Raw genomic sequence first — 19923 nt, 5'->3', positions numbered from 1 at the left:
ATAGGCAAGAGCCGCGACCAAGCGCGCCTGGGCTTCTGACAGACCAAAACGCCGACGAAGATGAATGATGAATAATGCGCAAGCGGTCCATTACGTCGCCTCCCCATTGCTGAGACTGCGCGCGGATCTGGGGAAGCGCAGGGCCGTCCGGTCAAAGCCCGGTCGCATCGAGTAGTAGGCGACGTTCTCCGGCCCACGGTATTCGACCTGAATCGGCCAGCCGTATTCGGATTTCAGGCGATGGACGATTGCACCCAGTCGCCAACCGCGCACTTCGCGGATTTCGGTTCTGTGTGAGATTGTGCGCCCGTCCAGAAGCGCCTTGCACGTCCAGAAAACTTGGCTCTGACTTGAATACCATTGATTATTGCTCATGGCCCTTGCTCCTTTTCATAGTTGAGCAAACAAGGCGCTGGGCGTATGGTGCCGACGTTCCCGCAAAGAACATTCCCGCCCCACGCCCAGACGCCAGGTCTGGGTGGGGTGGGTCTTATTGCCCATGTGCCGCAATGGCGGCGTCGATCTCGGCCTCGGCCCATTACAGGCGCGAACCGATCTTCACGGGCTTGGGCAAGCGGCCCAATTCCACGTCACGGTAGATGGTGGTGCGGCCTCGGCCACCGAGTTTTTCTTGAAGGTCGTGGAAGGTTAGGTACTTCATTTGATGCCTCATCGCTGTTCGATGGGGCATTGCTAAATGCATTGAGATACGTAGAAAACCGAGGGGAAATTGGTTCTGGTTTCCCCTATGTTTCGCCCCCTTATTCCCTAAGGGACGAAACCGAGACAGCCTCCGCGGCCCAGGTTCTCATGGTTCTGTGTGATGGTTTTTCACCGGTTCGGCGTTCCAAGTGGCGCGCCAGTTGTTCCCACGACATGTTACCCCTGTCGTAATTCATTTTTGCGAACTCTGCCTTTGCTTTGTCCAACGACGGGCGTCCGACTTTTTTGCGACGACTTCTGATGTGTGGTTCCTCTATTACTTCGCTCAGAACAGCGGCAGGCAAACCAAGTCGCTCGACAATGAACTCGGGAATGCCTTCGTGGTCATCCTCGGAAATGCACAGCGCCCAACCCTCGAAGTTTGAAACGATTTGTGCGCAAAATTAATAGTCCATCCAGTCTTCGTAGGGTCAGGATTCATAACCAAAAGATGACGATTGCCGCGAGTGCGACGGCCGAGAGGAAGACTTTTGGGCATCTGTCGTATCGGGTTGCCACGCGCCTCCAGTCCTTGAGCCTGCCGAACATGATCTCGATCCGATTGCGCCGCTTGTAGCGGCGCTTGTCATATTTGACGGGGATCTTGCGTTGTTTTCGTCCGGGGATGCATGCGCGTATCCCTTTGTCTTGCAACGCTTCTCGGAACCAATCGGCGTCGTATCCCCGGTTCCCGAGCAGCCAGTCAACATCCGGCAGGCTGCTGAGCAGCGCCCTCGCCCCGATGTAATCGCTGACCTGCCCCGCAGAGACGAAGAAGTTGATCGGGCGCCCCTGACTGTCGCAGATGGCATGCAGTTTCGTGTTCATGCCGCCCTTAGTGCGACCAATCAGGCGACCACGCCCCCTTTTTTCGCGCCCAGGCTGGACGCGGTGCGATGTGCCTTCAGATAGGTCGCGTCGATCATTACGGTCTTTTCCTCGCCGTGTTCGGCGGCCAACCCAATCATCATCCTGGCGAAGATGCCTTTCTCGCTCCAAGGCTTCCACCGGCTGTAAAGCGTCTTATGAGGCCCATACTCTTTTGGGGGCGTCGCGCCAGCGCAACCCATTGCGATTTATGAAGATAATTCCGCTCAGCACGCGTCTGTCATCGGCGCGCGGCTTGCCGTGCGACTTCGGGAAGAAAGGGGCAAGTTTGGCCATCTGCTCGTCGGTCAGCCAGAAAAGGTCGCTCATGTCACCGCTCCGTTTTTCGGGCCGTGAATCACGCAGCGCACTGAAAATCAATGCATCCTGACCCTAGCGCGGTCTTGCCCGTCGCGTTGACAATCGGCACGCTGCAAATTGCAGCATGCGTCACTACCCGGGTCTTGCCGGAGAATAGCTCAATCCGCTCTGGAAGATCCAATCCGGACGAGTGGTTGACCACCATGTTCGAGGTGTGATTTTGGTTTCGTCGCATCCCATTCGGCAATATGGCGGAGGGGAGAAAAAAAACGACGGTGGAGGGTCGGGCACATGAAACTTGTACGCTACGGAGATGCCGGGGCAGAAAAACCAGCGCTGTTGGACGGCGAAGGCAGATTGAGGGATCTTTCGGCGCATGTTGCGGACATCTCGGGGGACACTCTGGATGATGCCAGCCTGGCCCGGTTGCGCCGCCTGGACCCCGAGGCCCTTCCTTTGGTCGAGGGCAACCCGCGGATCGGCCCGTGCGTCGGGAATATCGGAAAATTCCTGTGCATTGGTCTGAACTACTCGGACCATGCCGCCGAAACCGGCGCAGCCATTCCCGAACATCCCATTCTGTTCCTCAAGGCAAATTCGGCCATCGTCGGTCCCTATGACGACGTGGTGATCCCGCGCGGGTCGACGCATACCGATTGGGAAATCGAGCTGGGCGTGGTGATCGGCAAGACGGCCAAATATGTCGACCGTGCAAACGCGCTGGACCACGTCGCCGGATATTGCATCGTCAATGACGTGTCCGAGCGCCATTTCCAGATGCAGTTGACCGGGCAGTGGACCAAAGGAAAATCCTGCGACACATTCGGACCGACTGGCCCCTGGCTGGTGACGCGTGACGAAATCGCCGACCCGCAGACCTTGGGAATGGCGCTTGAAGTCAACGGCAAGCGCATGCAAACCGGAAACACGGCGACCATGATCTTTACAGTGGCCGAGATCATCGAGCATTTGAGCCAACTGTTCACTCTGCATCCGGGCGACGTGATCTCGACGGGTACGCCGCCGGGGGTCGGGATGGGAATGAAGCCTCAGCCGGTCTACCTGAGGGATGGAGACGTGATGGAACTGAGGATCGACGGTTTGGGGCATCAGCGTCAGAGGGTGCGCAGCGACGACTGATCCGGGCATGGATCAGCGCCGTGGCACGCGGGCGGCAGGCAGGGTACGCTTGCGCGCCGCAACCGGTCTGAACAAAGGCCCCTCTCGGACTGGCTTGGCCGGCGCGCGCTTCTCACGCGCCGGCGATCTTGGCTGTCACGCTGCGATGATGTTGTGTTCCGGTCCGTAAGGAAAGCCGGTGATGTTCTCGGCCCCATCCTCGTGCACCACCAGGATGTCATGCTCGCGATAGCCGCCCGCGCCGGGCTGACCTTCGGGAATCCACAGCATCGGCTCGATGGACACGACCATGCCCGGCTCGAGCACCGTGTCGATGTCCTCGCGCAGTTCAAGACCGGCCTCGCGGCCGTAATAGTGGCTGAGGATGCCGAAGGAATGCCCATATCCGAACGAGCGGTATTGCAGCAGGCCCTGATCGGCGAAGAACCGATTGATCTCGGCGGTGATGCTGGAACAGGTGGCGCCGGGTTTGATCAGGCTCAGCCCCAGTTCGTGGGCGGCGACATTGGCCTGCCAAAGGCGCAGGCTGTCTGCGTCGGGCTCGCCCAGGAACAGGGTGCGTTCCAGCGCTGTGTAATAACCCGAGATCATCGGGAAGGTGTTGAGTGACAGAATATCGCCTTTCTGCAACGCCCGTTTTGTGACCGGGTTGTGCGCGCCGTCGGTGTTCAGCCCTGACTGGAACCAGACCCAGGTGTCGCGGTACTCGGCGTCGGGATAGGCGCGGGCGATCTCGATCTCCATCGCGTCGCGGCCGGCCATGGCAATCTCGATCTCGGTGGCACCTTCACGGATCGCGGCATGGATGGCCGCGCCGCCCACATCCGCCGTGCGTGCACCGCCCTTGATCAACTCGATCTCTTCGGCCGATTTGACCATCCGCGCGGCCATCGTGTCGGGGGCGATGTCCACAAGCTCGGGCTGGTTCAGCATGGCCAGGGCCGTATCGCGTGCGGCCAGCGTCATGTGGTCGCTTTCGATGCCGATCCGGCGGGCATTCCCGATCAGGCTGGCTACGGCGCGCCAGTAGTTGTCGCGCTTCCAGTCGGTGTAGATCACGTTGTCCTCGACCGACCGGCGCCAGGGCTGGCCCGCGTCGATATTCGCCGACACGGTGGTGCAGCTGTCCTGCGTCACCACACAGCCATAGGGCCGGCCGAAGGCACAGTACAGAAAGCCCGAGTAATAGGCGATGTTCTGCATCGAGGTCAGCAAAACGACCGGGATGTCCCGCTGCGCCATGATGGCGCGCAGTTTGGTCAGCCGGCGGTCGTACTCGGCCCGGCTGAAGGGCAGGGGCGCCTTGTCGCCGTTGTGGCAGGTGAAGAATTCGGGGCGATTTGAAAGGTCTGTCATGTGCTCTCTCGTTTCTTTGCCGGACGTGCAAAGCCCGGCCACATGTCCCGGCGTACAGGACAGGCGGTCTCGGGGTCCGAGAGCCGATCACCCCTTTGGGTGCTGCGACGCCATCGCAGCAGAGGGTGAACAGAAAAATCGTTAGATCAGCAAATGCCGCCGGTCAAGCCGGTGTCAGCCCGCGCAGACGTTCTGACCGCCGCCGCAGCAGCTCGACCGTGGTCAGCAGCGCGATCGAGATGACGACGAGGATCGTGGCCACGGCCAGGATGGTGGGGCTGATCTGCTCGCGCAGGCCGGTGAACATCTGCCAGGGCAGGGTCTTCTGGCTGGCCGATCCGACGAACAGCACCACGACCACCTCATCGAACGAGGTGATGAAGGCGAACAGCCCGCCCGAGATCACACCGGGCAGGATCAGCGGCATCTGAATCTTGAAGAAGGTCCGGACCGGACCCGCGCCCATGTTCGCGGCGGCCCGCGTCAAAGACCGGTCAAAGCCCACCAGGGTGGCGGTCACGGTGATGATGACGAAGGGAATGCCCAGAACCGCGTGGGCCAGGATCACCTTGAGGTAGCCCACGAAGGTCTTGTTCATGCCCAGAGTGCCCTCGAGGAACCGCCCGATGTCGCTGTAGAAGAAGAACATGCCCGTGGCTGAGATGATCAGCGGCACGATCATCGGCGAAATCAGGATGGCCATGATCGCCCGCCGCCCGGGCACATGCGACTGGCTCAGACCGATGGCGGCCAGCGTGCCCAGCGAGACCGAGATGATCGTGGCGATGGGTGCGATGATCAGCGAGTTCTTGAAGCTGCGCTGCCATTCGTTGTTGGTAAAGAAATCCTGATAATGCTTCAGCGAATACCCCTCGGGGTCCAGTCGCAGCATTTCCGGGGTGAAGGTAAAGAAGTCCTGCGCGTTGAACGACAATGGCAGTACCACCAGGATCGGAGTGATCAGGAATACGAAGATCGCGCCGCAGATCACCCGGAACAAGTAGTGATAGAACACCTGCTGCGCCGTCAGGTAAGGCAGCAGTTTGCGGCGATACCGGCCCTCGTACAGCCAGTATGTGAACCAGACAAAGAACCAGCCGCCCAGCAGACCCAGAATACCGCCCGCGATGCCCGCGAACAGAAAGCCAGCCAAGCCGAAGCCAAGGATGTTTATCCAATAGGCCAGCCGCTCGTTCTTCAGCAGCGCGATGTAGATCCAGGCAAGCCCGGCGATCAGAATGGCGCCGCCGATCATGCCGGTCGGCACCGAACCGTTGCCCGCGCCGACAAAGATACCGGCGAAGGCTCCGGCCAGGGCGACGCTGGGCAGGACCATCGACAGGGGTTTGCGCGAAATCGGAGTCAGAGCGGCCATGTCGGTTATCCCAGCTTCACGTTGTCGATGCCCACGATCTTGTCGTAGACCCAATAGAGGATCAGAACCACCGCCAGCAGGATCGTTCCCAGCGCCGCGGCCAGCCCCCAGTTCAGCGACGACGAGATGTGGTAAGCGATCCGGTTCGAGATGAAGACGCCCTTGGTGCCGCCGACGATTTCGGGCGTGATGTAATAGCCGATGGCCAGAATGAACACGAGGATCGAGCCCGCCCCGATGCCCGGAATGGACTGCGGGAAATAGATCCGCCAGAACGTGGTCCAGTTCGTCGCGCCCATGGATTTGGCCGCGCGAGTGTAGGATGGCGGGATCGTCTGCATCACCGAATACATCGGCAGGATCATGAACGGCAGCAGGATATGCGTCATCGCGATGATCGTGCCGATCTGGTTGTTGATGATGATCAATCGCGCGTCATCGGCCACAAGGCCCAGCCAGACCAGCGTGTCATTGATCACGCCCTGTTGTTGCAACATGACCTTCCAGGCGGAAGTTCGCACCAGAAGCGATGTCCAGAACGGCAGCAGAACCAGGATCATCAGCATGTTCGACACGCGCATCGGCAGCGTCGCCAGCAGGTAACTGACTGGATAGGCCAGCAGTATGCAGGCGCCGGTGATGACCAGCGACATGAACAATGTGCGGCCGAACAGTTTTACCAGAATGCGCTTGTCTTCGGGTTGAGCCTGCGCACCTTCGGGGGTACGTCGCATGTCAATTGCGTTCAGGAAATACCCATTGGTGATCGGCACCGCGTGGGTCTTGATCACCTGCCAAGTCTTCACGTCACCCCAGCCATCATGGATGTCGATCAGCTTGTCCTTGAACGGCCCGTCGGTTTCGGGGTCCAGCTTTTTGATTTGCCTGCCCGAACGACGGAACAGCGACGACATGCCGGTCTCTTCATAGTTCAACCGCGTGCCAAGACGGGTATGTTCCTTGTTGTCGATCGCGACGATCATGTCGCGGACAAAGGCTTCGTAAACGTTTTCGTCCGGCAGTTCACCGCTTTTTTCGTCCCAGCTTTGCAAGGCCTCGATGGTCAGCGGCAGCGTGTCCTTGACGATGCTGTTTTCCACCGAACGGAACAGCATCGAGCCGATCGGGACGATAAACGAGACCAGAACGAAGATCAGCAAGGGGGCAATCAACAACAGTGCGCGCAGTTTCTGTCGCCTCAGCGAGCGCGCCAGAGACTGTTTCAGTGGCGTTCCATCCGCCGCCAGCATTGGCCCTGCGGTTTGGCTTGCGTCAGTCATTCGTGCCCCTTGGGTTAGCTTGGGTCGGGTTGGGGCGGCAGGCCGCCCCAACCGTTATTAGTTGTGTAAGCTGCGCTTACTGCGCCAGCCACGCCTGGAATTTGGCGTCGATGTCATCGCGGTAGTCGGCCCAGAACTCGTAGTTGTACAGGAAAGTGTTCTGGGCGTTGTTCGGATCGGTCGGCATGTGCGGCGCCATGTCGATGCCCAATTCGGCGTGTTGACCGACCAACGGGGCCGACGATTTGCGTGCCGGGCCGTACGAGATGTACTTGGCCTGATCCGCCAGACGCTGCGTGTCGGTCGCGAAGTAGATAAAGTCCAACGCGCGCTGCTTACGCTCGTCGCTGAGGCCCGCGGGAATGATCCAGCCGTCCAGATCGAACACCTGCGCATCCCACAGCATGGCGACGGGCTGCTTCTGCTCTTCGATCAGGCTGAACAGACGGCCATTGTAAGTCGAGCCCATGACGACCTCGCCATCGGCCAGCAACTGCGGAGTGTCAGCCCCGGCTGACCACCACACGACGCTGTCCTTGATGGTGTCCAGCTTCTTGAGGGCACGGTCTTGACCTTCGTCGGTTGCCAGAACGTCATAGACTTCGTCCTTTGCCACGCCGTCGCACAGCAGCGCCCATTCCATGTTGTTGATCGGGCGCTTTTCCAGCGAGCGCTTGCCCGGGTAGGCCTCGAGGTCGAACACGTCGCAGATGTCGTCCGGCGGCGTGTCGCCGACCAGATCGGTGCGATAGCCGAAGGTGGTCGAATAGACGATCTGCGGGATGAAGCAATCACTGACCAGCAGATCGCCGAAATCCTCGGATGCTGTGGTGCCATCGGGTGCCGGGGCCAGTTGGGTGTCCGGGTCGATTTCCATCGCCAGACCTTCGTCACACAGGCGAATGGCGTCCGAGGCGACCACGTCGACCACATCCCATGTGATGTTGCCCGCCTCGTTCATGGCGCGCAGCTTGGCCACGGCCTCGGCCGAGCTTTCATCCCAGACGATGTTCACGCCCGGGTTCATTTCCATGTACGGCTCGGCATAGGCTTTTTGCTGCGATGCCTGATAGGCGCCGCCCCAGGACACGAGGGCCATGTCCTGGGCCGAAGCCGCGCCGGCCGAGATGGCTGCGGCCGCAGCCGACAGCAGGAATTTTGTTGGTTTCATGTTCAGCTCCCAGTTTTCCCCGTTGTTGTCACTGGTCGACCGACGCACGGGTTTTCGTCGGCCGATCCTTCCAAGTTGACCGTCTGGCGCGGCAGGACGCTCACGCGTCCAGCGCGCGACAGTCTCGTGCCAGCCAGCCGATCTCGATCTCCTGGCCGGGTTGCAGGCGGACCGCATCCGGGGCGTTGCGGGTCTTGACGATGAACTCGTCATTGCCGGCCACCGACATGCGGAAACGGAATACGTCGCCCATATAGATGAACTCGCGAACCACCGCCTTGAGCGTATGCGCGTCCGGGCTCAGACGATCCTTGTTGAACTCGACCCGCTCGGGCCGGATCGACACCTTGGTGCGCTCGCCGGGCTGGCGGACGTTGATCGGCACCGCGTCGATTTCCGATCCGTCGTCCAGGGTCACGATGCAAGTGTCCCCGTTGATGGACTTCACCACACCTTCCAAGGTGTTGTTTTCGCCGATGAATTGCGCGACGAAACTGTTTTCCGGTTCCTCGTACAGTCGATCGGGCGGGGCCAGCTGCTGGATGCGGCCGTCATCGAAGACTGCGACACGATCCGACATCGTCAGCGCCTCGGTCTGGTCATGGGTCACATAGACCGTGGTGATGCCCAGCTCGTGTGCCAGGCGGGTAATCTCGAACTGCATGTGTTCGCGCAGTTGCTTATCCAACGCGCCCAGCGGCTCGTCCATCAGCACCAGTTCCGGCTCAAACACGAGCGCCCGCGCCAGGGCGATGCGCTGTTGTTGGCCCCCCGACAACTGCGCCGGCCGGCGATTGCCGAATGCGCCCATCTGTACCATGTCCAGCGCCCGCTGCACCTTCTGTTCGCGCTCGGATTTGCCGATCTTGCGCACTTCAAGCGGGAACGAGAGGTTCTCGGCCACGGTCATATGCGGAAACAGAGCGTAGTTTTGGAACACCATGCCGATCCCGCGCTTGTGCGGCGGAATGTTGTTGATCGGCTTGCCGCCCAGAAGAATTTCGCCATGGGTGGCGGTTTCGAACCCGGCCAGCATCATCAGGCAAGTCGTCTTGCCCGAGCCCGACGGGCCCAGCATGGTCAGAAATTCGCCTTTCGGCATGGCAAGATTGAGATCTTTCACGACGAGCGTTTCGCCGTCATATGATTTTTGCACGCGCCGAAATTCGACAAACGCGGCGTCGCTGGTTGTTTCGGTCACAAGACCCCCTGTCGCGTCAATTCCAGATCCGGTTGGCCCGGATTCCATTGATCCTGCACCAAATTAAAACGTAGCGTCCGGCGGCTTGCAACCAATTTAATCGTCCCAGCGCAGAAACGACCGTGAGTTTCAGGGGAACCGATCATCGTTTAGCCGTGCCATATGCCATGCAAGCGCCGTATTGCTGGACAGGACCGGCTTGCGGATGAGGGCCTGAACGTGAGGGATCGCATCCAGGGTTCGCAAGTTCGTGCAACTCAGAAATACCGCATCAACCGCGCTGTCTTGCCCAAGTGCAACCGCCGCCTCGACGATCGACGAACACGAAATCCGCGCCACTTTCGACTCTTCTGCCACGCAGAAAGTGCCGAATACATCGGTCGAAAGCCCGGCGGTCGAGAAGGCTGTCCGCAACGAGTCGCTGACTTCCTCGACATAGGGGGACAACACGGCAAACCGCGAAACGCCCAAGTCGCGGGCGCGGGCGATCGTCGCACGCAGTGGGTCGGTTACCGAACGGGTGGCGCAGGATCCGCGGACAAGAGATTCGACCTCGGCCGATCCGATCACCGAACTGGCCGACGTGCAGCCATAGCCCACAACGCCGTATTCGCGGCCCTTCGGAAACAGGTCCGCGGCCGCCGGCAGGGCCTGCTTCATTCGGCTCAGCGTCTGGGGCGTCACCTCCAGCCCGCTGGGGATGCGCGCAACATGAAGCGGTGCGGAGCTTTCCGAGAACAGACGCCTGAAGTCGCCCTCGATGGTTTCGTCGGCCTGCAGAACGATCAAGCCCATCGGTCGGTTGGCGTGGTCTTCCACGTCGAGTGCGTAGGGCAATGTGGTCATATCCGGGGCACCTCGCGCCCGGCGCGCGGGCTGAGAAACCGAGCGCCGTTCTCGGTGATCACGATGTTTTCTTCGTGAACGAGAATCCCGCCCGGGACGGCGATACCCGGTTCGAGCGTCAGCACCATCCCTGGCCGCAGAACCGTTGTGTCGGTGGGAATCAGCGATGGCCATTCGGTCAGGGACATGCCCAGCCCATGCCCCAGGCGCCCGGCCTGGGTGCCGGGTCCGCCATCGGTCAGAATGTCGTTCATCGCTTGGAACAGGTCTGCGGCCGTCGCTCCGGGCCGTGCCGCGTCAAAACCTGCTTCGATCGCGTCGACCAACCGCGCATGCGCCGTGCTGACGGCCGGTTCGGGCGGGCCGACCGACCAGTTGCGGTCGAAATCGCAAAAGTAGCCGTCCCATACCAGACCGGTGTCCAGCATCAGTATGTCCCCTGGCGCCAGGGGGCTCTCGGACGCGGGCGAGATCACGTCGCCATAGCCGCCATGGCCAGCCCCACCGGCAAGGTACGGCACCCAATCGGCCCCCTCCTCGAGGCACAGCATCTGGAAGGCGCGGAAAACCTGCGCCAGCGGCACACCTGCGGATGCAATTTCGGGCACCCGGTCGAAGGCGCGTCCGGCTATAGCGCAGGCGGTCTGGATCTTGGCGATTTCGGTGGCGGATTTAACCATCCGCAGGTCGCGCAGAATACCGTGATCGCCGGTGATCCGACGTTGGCCGATTTGGTCCTGCAACCGACGGAAATCGGACAGAGGCATGCGCAGATGGGTTTCGTGCCCGTCGGGGCAGCCGATCCGGCCCTTGTCGGCCACGACTTCGCGCAGCGTGTCGGCCAACAGCGATACGCCGTCGTCGGACAGGTCGGGTGCGCTCCAGGTGCGGATGTCTTTGATCCAGGTTCGCCCCATCAGCGCGGCCCCGATCGACGGGATCACGGCGACAGGGTCGCCCTGGGCCGGGATGACCAGAAACCATGGACGCGTGGGGCTTTCCCAGAACCGGGTAAGAAACCCCGAGAAATACCGGACTTCGGGCTCCGTGGTCAGAAGCAGAGCATCTACCTCGAGTTCTGCCATCCGACGTTGTGCGCGTTGGGTGCGGGCCTGGTATTCTGTTTGGTCGAACCCCCTCATGCGGGTCGCTCGGTCAGGATGCATAGTACGCGGTCATCGGTGCCGATTTCCAGGGCCGAGCGCATTGTGTCGTCCATGACCGCAGCAAGCCCCGCGCCGCCCGAAGCCGTGGTTGCAAGCCCGGCCCGCGCCATCGCTGGAAGCTGCGCGACGACGTCTTCGTCCGTCACAGTCAGGAACACATCAGCATCCCGCGCGAGGCCGTTCAGTGCGATTAACGAAGGTTCCTTGCAGTCCAGCCGCCCCATGATGCTGTCCGGGCCGTCTGCAAACACGCATTGCCCGGCGGCGATACTTGCCTGAAGGGCAGGCGCGGCGTCAGGTTCCACCACGACGATCCTGGGGACATCACCCCAAACCTTGCGGAAATAGGCCGCCGCCGCGGCAGCCATGCCGCCGACCCCGGCCTGCAACAGGATCACCGTCGGCACCTCGGGGCATTGCCCGACCGTTTCGACCGCCATCTGCAGATAGCCCTCCATCAGCAGATGAGGCAGGTCGGTGTATCCCTCCCAGGAACTGTCCGACAGCAGGGTCCAGCCATTCTGCGACGCGGCAGCGCTGGCGGCGGACATGCTGGCGGCATAGTCATTCCCCGCCCGGACGACACTGGCCCCCTGACCACGCAGGCGCTCGGCAAAGCTTTCGGGTACCGTGTCCGCGATGAAGACGACGGCCCGGGCGCCGAAGGCGCGCGCACCGGCCGCCATGCTGAGCCCGTGATTGCCGGCGCTGGCGGTGACATAGGTGCGCCCATTCAGGGTGGTGCCGTCGGGTTGCCCGGCCACAGCATTCGCGTGACTTGCGATCACGTAGGCTGCGCCCAAGGCCTTGAACGACCCAAGATTCATCCGCGCACGCTCGTCCTTGATCCAAAGGCTGGCCACGGGCGCCAGCGCGCTGCCGTCCACCAGAGGAGTGCGGGACGCGACCGGACACCGGGCGATCAGATCCGACACCTTTTCAGGATCGGTCGATGGGTATGGGGCCGATGGTATCAGCTTGGATCCGGCCCTATGTTCGTTCTTGGCGACTTGCATCTCGGTTTTCCAGCGTGTTCCGGATGACGAGATGCGACGCGGTTCGTTCTGTCAAGGCGACTTCAGCCTTCATATGCGGGAATCCTCGATCTGGCTGGGTTCGGGTGGGGGCCAAGGTTGATGCACCCACTACGCCGAGAACCCGCCGACGGTGCCCCTTCCCTCACGGGCTTTGCAATCCCGCAAGTTAGCTGTAAGTGTTCCGCAGTTCGGCCCCGGTGCTTCGCTCCGCTGGCCGGTTGCGGGCGTGATGGAATGGTAGACATATCGGACTTAAAATCCGAAGGCCCTAGCGCCGTGTGGGTTCGAGTCCCACCGCCCGCACCACTGTTTTCATTGGCAAAAACTCAACAAAACATGAGGGTTGCGGCCACATGCCCAGCGCGAAAGGGGCTATGCGCTCCAAATCATCGACCCCCGATAACCCCTCTCCGTGTCGCACAGTATCATGTCTCAACCGTGACCAATCCGTGACCTGCGCCTTGTGGTGAGGGGGTTCATCGCTATATTGGAGGAGAGGCCCGGCGGCGTTAGGACCGCCGACCGGGCAAAACACGACCGCCACTGCTTAGTGAAAACGGCCATGTCCCAATCTACATCGGAAATCCGAACCCAAGTTGCAAGCCTGATCGAGCAGGCCATTGCGCTGGGGCCACGCAAGGAACTGCGCAGCACCCTCGTGCGCGCCCTCGAAATCGCCAAGGGCGATGCACCCAAGGAACTCACCCAACTGCATTACGACCGGCTGGGGCGCGGCGCGCGTCTGGCTGATCCGGTGCGACCGGGGCTCATCATGAAATCCAGCAAGACCGGCCTCAAGCGGTGGACGTACCGCACCGAGGTGGCCGCACCGAGGTGGACGGCAAACAGCGCGAATTGACCCTCGGGCATTACCCGGAGATGTCGGTCAGCGAGGCCCGGGACAAGTGGGCCACCCTCCGCGTCCAGCGTGTGAGCGGTGCCGCGCCGGACCTCCGGGGCGACACGACCCTCGGGCAGATCGTGGACAACTATGGCAAGTGGGCCAGCGAAAACCTGCGGTCATGGCGTGAGAACGATCAACTTCTCCGCAAGCACCTCCTGCCGGGCCGTGAGGGTATCGCCCTCGCCGAACTGGACATCGACCACCTGAGCGCGCCCATCACCGCGATTCAGGCCAAGACACCTCAGCAGGCGCGCAAGCTGCGTTCGGCTATCTCGGGCGTCCTGACACGGGCGCGCAAGGAGGGTCTTTTGCCCAAGGGCTTCTCCATCACTCCGGTCATGTTGCCCGAGGTGAAAGCGGCCAGCCCTCGCACGTGGGTTCCCGGCACCAAGGACCTGCGCGCGTTCCTGCGCGCGACCCGGGAGATGGGGGACATCGGCGCCGCGCTGCGCCTGATCGCCCTGACCGGCACACGCCTGCGCGAGGTGGTGGAGATGCGTTGGGACGAGGTGGAGTTTGACGCCGAAATCGAAGGGCTGGGCACGGTCGCGCGCTGGACCATCCCGGCAGAGCGCATCAAAGCCAAGCGCCCGCACGTGGTCATCCTGTCCGACGCGGCCACGGCGGTTCTGGACGCCCAGCGCGGCAGCGGATCGCCGTGCGTGTTCCCGTCGCCGACCTACCCCGGGGAGCCACGCCTCGCCAACCATGTGGGGAAGGTGTGGGCAGACAAACGGGACGCCTTGGGTCTGAACAAGCAGTTCACCGTTCACACGCTCCGCAAAGCCCTGTCCACGTGGGTCGCGGAAAGCGGCGGCACCCGCGACATCCGCGACCGGCTGACGGCTCACACCCTCGCTACGGGTGTGGACGCCCACTACAACCAAGCGGAACTGACAGCGCCTGCCGCCGAGTGGTGGCAACGCTGGGCGGATCGTCTCGCGGCCATCGAAGGTGAGAACGTGATCCTGATCGGGGAGGGCCGGGCATGACCAACACCAAACCCAACCCGCTCGCCAACGCCCAGCGCGTCGATACCACGGCCCTGATCATGCGCCGCCTGAAAGTGCCCCGGAAAGAGGCGGAGCGTCTGGTGGCGCTGAAACCCGGCAAGGTGGACGCGAAACTGGACTTCGCTGCGCTGTACCTGCTGAGCCTCGACGGGGGTGATCCCGAGCGGGACGACATGGTGGACGAGAATGGCTATGCGTTTGCGTATGCGGTACGCGAGGAGACTGCGGGGACCGTTAGGCAACAGATGCGCTCTGCCGGAGGTTCCACGACAAAACGCCGAGCAGCCGAACGCCTCGCATGTGCTTTCGCCATCATTGAGGAACAGGTGGGAAAACTGCCTCGGCGCGATGCCATCGACATGGCGGTGAAAGAGACAGCCTTAGCGATTCGGAACCATGCCACCGTGGAGCATTATTTCGACGCGCTCGCGCTGGGCGCATCACCGGATGAGGCCCGAGAGGGGGTCAAACCGGGCAAGTGGATCGCCTTTAGACGGTCCCTCAAGTAATTATTTTTGACGACCTCTAGGGTCAGGATGCATTGATTTTCGCTTCGTTGCGTGATTCACGGCTCGAAAAACGGAGCGGTGTCATAAGCGACCTTTATTGGCTAACCGACGAGCAGATGGCCAAGCTTGCCCCCTTTTTCCCTAAGTCGCACGGCAAGCCTCGAGTTGATGACAGAAGGGTGTTGAGTGGGATTATCTTTGTCAATCGCAATGGATTGCGCTGGCGAGACGCCCCGGAAGCGTATGGGCCGCACAAAACGCTTTACAGCCGGTGGAAGCGTTGGAGCGAGAAAGGCATCTTCGCGCGGATGATGGCCGGCCTGGCCGCCGAGCACGGCGAAAAGGGGACTGTCATGAGTGACGCGACCTATCTCAAAGCCCACCGCACCGCGACCAGTATGGCCGCGAAAAAAGGGGGGCGTGGACGCCTGATCGGCAGAACCAAGGGCGGTATGAATACCAAGCTGCATGCCATTTGTGATAGCAAAGGTCGCCCGCTCAACCTGTTCGTTACCGCCGGCCAGGTCAGCGATTACATCGGTGCTCGGGCTCTGCTCAGCAGCATACCAAACGTGGATTGGCTGCTCGGGGATCGCGGCTATGACGCCGACTGGTTCCGAGAAGCGCTAAGAGACAAAGGGATACGCGCCTGCATCCCAGGCCGTAAGCAACGCAAGACACCGGTCAAATACGACAAGCGCAGGTACAAACGCCGCAACCGGATCGAGATCATGTTCGGCAGGCTCAAGGATTGGAGGCGCGTGGCGACACGCTACGACCGTTGTCCCAAGGTATTCCTATCAGCCATCGCACTCGCGGCAACCGTTATGTACTGGTTATGAATCCTGACCCTAGACAGGAAACCCTAGCCTGGAAATCAGGCTCCAGATGTCCCTGTTGGCGGCAGACAGTTGGGCCAGAACATCTTCGATGTCGGCCAACGCCTGATCGTCGACGGTGTCTTCCCGACCCAGCTTGATGTCGGTCTTGCGGTCGGCGATGCGCATCAGAATTGTTTTGGGGTTCCCGCTTTCCTGATCGAAAGAATAGATGCAGTGGTTGAACCGGTTGCGTATCGCCGACAACCGACCGAGGCGTCGGGTATGCAAAAGGATGGGGTCGCGCACGTCGGCCGGACGGCCGTCCATCTTGGCCAAACGTTCGACTAGGTCGATGCGCGCGCGGGTCGTGTTCAGAGTCAGAAAGATGATGACAGCCACATCTTTCGAAGTGCCCGACAGCCCCGCGATCAGGTGTATCAGCAGGCTTTCGGTGTTCGTCCACATGTAGTTCAACCGCCCGACCAGCAGGATCAGGCGATCGAATTTTTCTTCGAACCTGTCAGTCACGGCTGGCCTTTCCGTTCGCTTGTGGCGCGGCCTCGAAATAGAAATGCGCGGCGGCGGTCCGGTTGCTGACTCCGATCTTGCCCGAAACGTTGTGGACATGCAGTTTCACCGTGTGTTCGGTGATGCCGAGTTGCGCCGCGATTGCCTTGTTGCTCTTGCCTTGCGAGACGAGCTCCAAGACCTGCAATTCCCGAGGAGTCAGGGTGGAAAGCAGGTCACCGGGCGCATGTCCGGTCGAGCGCGCCGAGACCTGAGGCTTCTGCTTGTCGTCGGGATCGGAGCGGGCGGCAGGTTGGGTCATGCAGGTCGCGACAAAGCTAGGAAGGTACAGTTCCTCGTGCATCAGCAGCCTCAGGATTGCCCGCCAGGCATCCGGAGCGATGTTCATGGGAAGATAGCCGATCGGGCCATGTGTGTCGCGGAGCCAGTTGTTGAACAGGGTCAGCGCCATCTCCTCTTTGCGGTAGGCGAAAGCCAGGCACCCGGACCGCGCTGCTTCGGCATAGGCTTCGGGGCGGGTCAGCAGGTCATCAAGAAGGATCTGGTCGACCACAAGGATCTTGCCGGACCCAGAGGTCACCTTTTCTGCTTCCGACAGGTAAGCGTCCAGGGTTTCGAAGCGATGGGCCGCGACGCCGAATTCGTTCTGGACGTTTCTGAGCGTTTGGTTGGAAAAAAATAGTTCTTTTCCAAGAAAGACAATCATGAAGTCTTCATTTTCAGAAATTGTGTCTGAAATCAGATTCCCGGAAGGCATTCGAAATTACCTCCTCAAACCAAGTGACCAGGCGGTTTCACAATATTTTGCGATCGGGCGCGTACGTAATTCGATTAGTCAAATTCAATGAATATCTTATACCAGAAGGTAGTGGTTTTTTCAACATTTTATGCCTGTTCAATTTAGGGTTTATAGAACTTTTGCATAGGATATTTGGTAGGGCTTGTGGCGTAAGTCGCGGGAAATAATGGGATAATTATTTACGCCTCGGTTCGGTCCTTCGTTCGTCTCGGGACCACGAGAAAACCGGGTCTGTCTTGAAAAACATCATGAAAACAGAAGCTTGATCGAAACTGTGCTTTCGGCCAGCTAGTCAGGCGCGCTCTTGTATGTAGGCTATTCGACGCCTCAATTACCGAGGCTCTGATACAGACGTGACTGCGCTGCGCAGTATTTCGCGCATCAAGGCAGTCCCGGATTCGGCTTGGCCGAGAAAGGGGGGCACGACATCCAAACACCACAGACGCGTATCCGCGCAGATTTGGCGGGACTACGCGAATTTTTGACTCAATCGCGCCGAATGCCGTTTTGTAGATGAATTGCGGTCTGGCGCTCCGAAAAAGGATATTGAAATGCGACGCAATGTTAACAATACTAACGTCACGACCGTCGACGAAATCAATGTTGAAAATCTGGACGCTCCGATCAACGCGGAAATTCCCATCGAGGAAGCTTTCATCGAGGCCGACCTGACCGCGCAGCAACAGCAGCAGGGTCAGGATGTCTCGAATGCCGCGAACAATGCGGACAATCAGGACCAGTCGCAGACCTCTGACAATGACAATTCGCAGGGTCAGGACCAGGGTCAGGGCCAGGATCAGGGCCAGGATCAGGCCCAGCAGCAACAGAACACCAACGGTGGTGACGACAGCAACTCGAACTCCAACAACAATGCGATCAACATCGACTTCGGCGGTGGCGAATGGATCCCGCGCGATGATGACCAGGTTGATCTGGATGTCGGGGACTCGGCCTCGATCGGTGATGTGATCACCGGCGGCCGCGATGTGAACTATGATCCAGGCGACGATCTGAACCTGGACATCTCGCTGAACGGTCCGGGCAATGACATGTCGTCGATCAACAACCAGCTTGCCAACCTCAGCGACGACGACACGCTGGATTCGGTTTCGCTGTCCAATGACGGCGAGTTCTATCAGAACGGCAGCGCGACCGGCGGCAACGCCCATGCCGAAGAGGGCATCGGCTCGTCTGTGGCCGGTGGCGATTCCGGCGCAGGCGGCACCAACAACGGTGGCTCGGCGGATGGCGATACCAGTGGCAGCCACGCGTTTTCGATGGGTGGTCATACCGGCAGTGCCGACAGTGATGCGGCTGGCGGAACCGGTGGTGCAACCGGTGATGCAAGCAACGGCAGCATGGGTCTTGGAATGTCCGGTGCGCATGCCGACGGTGACAGTGCCGGTGGCGATGGCGGTGCTGCCGACAGTGCATCCAGCTCGGACAACGCAGGCACATCCAGCACCGATGGCGACTCGACCGGCGGTGACGGTGGAAGCGCCGATTCGACCTCGCACGCGGCAGGCATGGGCATGTCGGGCGCGAGCGCGTCGGGCGATGCCGATGGCGGTGACAGCGATTCGGATTCGACAGGAACCGGCGATGGCAATGCCGACAACTCGACCGATGCTTCCGGCGCCGATGGCGGTGACGGCGATGCCGCCGCCGACGGTTCGGCGTCGAACAGCAGTGATGCTGACACCGAAGCCAACGACGCGACCGCCGGCAGCAATGCCGCAGAAGGCGCGGCTGACAGCAGTTCCGACAGCTCGGCCGACGGCGATGGCGGTGACGGCACCGGTGGCGACGGCGACGGTGGAGATGGCACCGGCGGCGACGGCGACGGTGGAGATGGCACCGGTGGCGATGGTGAAGGTGGTTTCTCGGCCTTGGTCGAAGCCGCGATCATGGCGCTGCAGGAAGAGATCCTGGGTGTTGATGCCGAAGCTGGCGAAGGTGGCGACGGAACCGGCGGTGACGGCACCGGTGGTGACGGCGACGGCGGTGACGGAACCGGCGGCGCGGGCTCGGGTGGTCCGGGTACCGGCGGCAGTTCCGCGGCGGATGCCGACTCGCAAGGTGTTGGCGATCAGAGCGCCAGCGGGCCGGATATCGACCAGAGCCCGGGCGACGTGAATGGCGCGGCCAGCAACTCGCAAAACGCCAATGCCAATGGTGGTGCCGGTGGTACGAACGACGCTGACGGGTCCTCGACCGGAACCGGTACCGGGACTTCGGCTGCGGATGGCGACGGCGGAGCCGGTGGCACGACGACGCCCACGGCAAGCTCGTCCGGCAGCGGCGCAGGATCGGCGGATGCTGCGAACACCGCTGGAGCAGGCGGGGCGTCGGACGTCTTCGGCGACTCGGATGTGAACGGCGCGGCCGACAGCCTGGCCGAAGCCATCGCGGGTTACGGTGGCGCAGCCGACTCGGACAACGACGCCGACTCGGCCGGATCCGGCAGCGCCGATGGCGCGGCCGGCTCGGGCGCGGGCGGGGCCGGTGGCGCATCGGCCGCCAATGGCGGCACCAGCGGCTATGCCATGGGCCAGTCCACGGCGGGCGACACCATGGGCGGCACCGTCAACGGTGGCAGCGCAGCCGGCGCCTATTCGGGTGATGGCGGCGCGGCCGGCAACGGCGGCACCTGGGGTTCCAACAACGGCGGCGATGGCATCGTCACCGGTGAATCCTACGCATCGGCGGCTGCGGTGGTCGATACCTCGGCCTTCAACCAGTCGATCGTCATGGGTGCCAACGTGCTTGGCAACTCGGTCGACACGACGATGGTCGGCGGCTCGATGACCTCGAGCTACGCCAGCGACGACACCGAGGCATAAAGCCAACTTTGCCGAGGGCCGCTTTACCGGCCCTCGGGTTTTGA

Annotated in this window: 18 protein-coding genes, 1 tRNA gene and 1 pseudogene; 7 read left to right on the top strand and 13 right to left on the bottom strand. The window is 61.3% G+C overall.

Going from position 1 to position 19923, the window contains the following annotated elements; translation table 11 throughout:
* Nucleotides 1-90 precede the first annotated feature (90 nt).
* The 3 genes and pseudogenes from AC2FMM_RS09360 to AC2FMM_RS09350 form a co-directional block, all read right to left on the bottom strand.
* Nucleotides 91-375, bottom strand: a complete 285-nt coding sequence (locus AC2FMM_RS09360) for a hypothetical protein (protein ID WP_496796404.1) — start codon at nt 373-375, stop codon at nt 91-93.
* Between the two features lie 163 nt (nt 376-538).
* Nucleotides 539-661, bottom strand: a complete 123-nt coding sequence (locus AC2FMM_RS09355) for a helix-turn-helix transcriptional regulator (protein ID WP_496796403.1) — start codon at nt 659-661, stop codon at nt 539-541.
* A 479-nt stretch (nt 662-1140) separates the two neighbouring features.
* A pseudogene (locus AC2FMM_RS09350) lies at nt 1141-1899 on the bottom strand (IS5 family transposase).
* Nucleotides 1900-2181: 282 nt separating this feature from the next.
* Here AC2FMM_RS09350 and AC2FMM_RS09345 point away from each other — a divergent pair.
* Complete coding sequence (locus tag AC2FMM_RS09345; RefSeq protein ID WP_496678455.1) at nt 2182-3030, top strand: fumarylacetoacetate hydrolase family protein; 849 nt, start codon at nt 2182-2184, stop codon at nt 3028-3030.
* A 135-nt stretch (nt 3031-3165) separates the two neighbouring features.
* Here AC2FMM_RS09345 and AC2FMM_RS09340 read toward each other — a convergent pair whose 3' ends face one another.
* The 8 genes from AC2FMM_RS09340 to AC2FMM_RS09305 form a co-directional block, all read right to left on the bottom strand.
* Nucleotides 3166-4386: an aminopeptidase P family protein gene (locus AC2FMM_RS09340; protein ID WP_496796402.1), complete on the bottom strand. Its 1221-nt coding sequence runs from the start codon at nt 4384-4386 to the stop codon at nt 3166-3168.
* A gap of 163 nt (nt 4387-4549) precedes the next feature.
* Nucleotides 4550-5761, bottom strand: coding sequence for an ABC transporter permease (locus AC2FMM_RS09335; protein WP_496678452.1), 1212 nt, complete (start codon nt 5759-5761; stop codon nt 4550-4552).
* A 5-nt stretch (nt 5762-5766) separates the two neighbouring features.
* Nucleotides 5767-7041 carry an ABC transporter permease gene (locus AC2FMM_RS09330; RefSeq protein WP_496678450.1) on the bottom strand — a complete coding sequence of 425 codons (1275 nt, stop codon included), beginning with the start codon at nt 7039-7041 and terminating at the stop codon, nt 5767-5769.
* Nucleotides 7042-7117: 76 nt separating this feature from the next.
* Nucleotides 7118-8212, bottom strand: a complete 1095-nt coding sequence (locus AC2FMM_RS09325; protein WP_496678449.1) for an extracellular solute-binding protein — start codon at nt 8210-8212, stop codon at nt 7118-7120.
* 100 nt (nt 8213-8312) lie between these two features.
* Nucleotides 8313-9413 carry an ABC transporter ATP-binding protein gene (locus tag AC2FMM_RS09320; protein WP_496678447.1) on the bottom strand — a complete coding sequence of 367 codons (1101 nt, stop codon included), beginning with the start codon at nt 9411-9413 and terminating at the stop codon, nt 8313-8315.
* A gap of 129 nt (nt 9414-9542) precedes the next feature.
* Nucleotides 9543-10259 carry a maleate cis-trans isomerase family protein gene (locus AC2FMM_RS09315; RefSeq protein WP_496796401.1) on the bottom strand — a complete coding sequence of 239 codons (717 nt, stop codon included), beginning with the start codon at nt 10257-10259 and terminating at the stop codon, nt 9543-9545.
* Nucleotides 10256-11401, bottom strand: a complete 1146-nt coding sequence (locus AC2FMM_RS09310; protein ID WP_496796400.1) for a M24 family metallopeptidase — start codon at nt 11399-11401, stop codon at nt 10256-10258. Before AC2FMM_RS09310 ends, AC2FMM_RS09315 begins: the two co-directional genes overlap by 4 nt.
* Nucleotides 11398-12441, bottom strand: a complete 1044-nt coding sequence (locus tag AC2FMM_RS09305; protein ID WP_496796399.1) for a pyridoxal-phosphate dependent enzyme — start codon at nt 12439-12441, stop codon at nt 11398-11400. Before AC2FMM_RS09305 ends, AC2FMM_RS09310 begins: the two co-directional genes overlap by 4 nt.
* Nucleotides 12442-12682: 241 nt before the next feature.
* On the opposite strand from AC2FMM_RS09305, the gene AC2FMM_RS09300 reads away from it, so the two are divergent.
* The 5 genes from AC2FMM_RS09300 to AC2FMM_RS09280 all read left to right on the top strand — a co-directional run bounded on the left by AC2FMM_RS09300 (nt 12683) and on the right by AC2FMM_RS09280 (nt 15730).
* Nucleotides 12683-12768, top strand: a tRNA-Leu gene (locus AC2FMM_RS09300).
* 256 nt (nt 12769-13024) lie between these two features.
* The gene (locus AC2FMM_RS09295; protein WP_496796398.1) at nt 13025-13321 is read left to right on the top strand and encodes a hypothetical protein; all 297 of its coding nucleotides are present in this window, start codon (nt 13025-13027) and stop codon (nt 13319-13321) included.
* Nucleotides 13297-14358, top strand: a complete 1062-nt coding sequence (locus AC2FMM_RS09290) for a tyrosine-type recombinase/integrase (protein ID WP_496796397.1) — start codon at nt 13297-13299, stop codon at nt 14356-14358. The genes AC2FMM_RS09295 and AC2FMM_RS09290 overlap by 25 nt, the downstream gene beginning before the upstream one ends.
* Nucleotides 14355-14888: a hypothetical protein gene (locus tag AC2FMM_RS09285; RefSeq protein WP_496796396.1), complete on the top strand. Its 534-nt coding sequence runs from the start codon at nt 14355-14357 to the stop codon at nt 14886-14888. The genes AC2FMM_RS09290 and AC2FMM_RS09285 overlap by 4 nt, the downstream gene beginning before the upstream one ends.
* 83 nt (nt 14889-14971) lie before the next feature.
* Nucleotides 14972-15730 (top strand): IS5 family transposase, encoded by a 759-nt coding sequence (locus AC2FMM_RS09280; protein WP_496796468.1) that lies wholly within the window; start codon nt 14972-14974, stop codon nt 15728-15730.
* 9 nt (nt 15731-15739) lie between these two features.
* Here the strand turns inward: AC2FMM_RS09280 and AC2FMM_RS09275 are convergent, their stop codons facing one another.
* Together AC2FMM_RS09275 and AC2FMM_RS09270 are read right to left on the bottom strand one after the other, a co-directional pair.
* Nucleotides 15740-16237, bottom strand: coding sequence for a hypothetical protein (locus tag AC2FMM_RS09275; protein WP_496678418.1), 498 nt, complete (start codon nt 16235-16237; stop codon nt 15740-15742).
* On the bottom strand, nt 16230-16943 hold the full coding sequence (locus AC2FMM_RS09270; protein WP_496796395.1) for a response regulator transcription factor: 714 nt from the start codon (nt 16941-16943) through the stop codon (nt 16230-16232). Before AC2FMM_RS09270 ends, AC2FMM_RS09275 begins: the two co-directional genes overlap by 8 nt.
* Nucleotides 16944-17587: 644 nt before the next feature.
* Between AC2FMM_RS09270 and AC2FMM_RS09265 the strand changes: the two genes are divergently transcribed.
* Entirely contained in the window at nt 17588-19879 is a 2292-nt protein-coding gene (locus AC2FMM_RS09265) for a hypothetical protein (RefSeq protein WP_496796394.1), read from the top strand.
* The last annotated feature ends 44 nt before the right edge of the window (nt 19880-19923 follow it).

Source organism: Ruegeria sp. BHSC043 (assembly GCF_059612985.1).
This window is presented reverse-complemented; position numbering and strand designations above follow the sequence as displayed.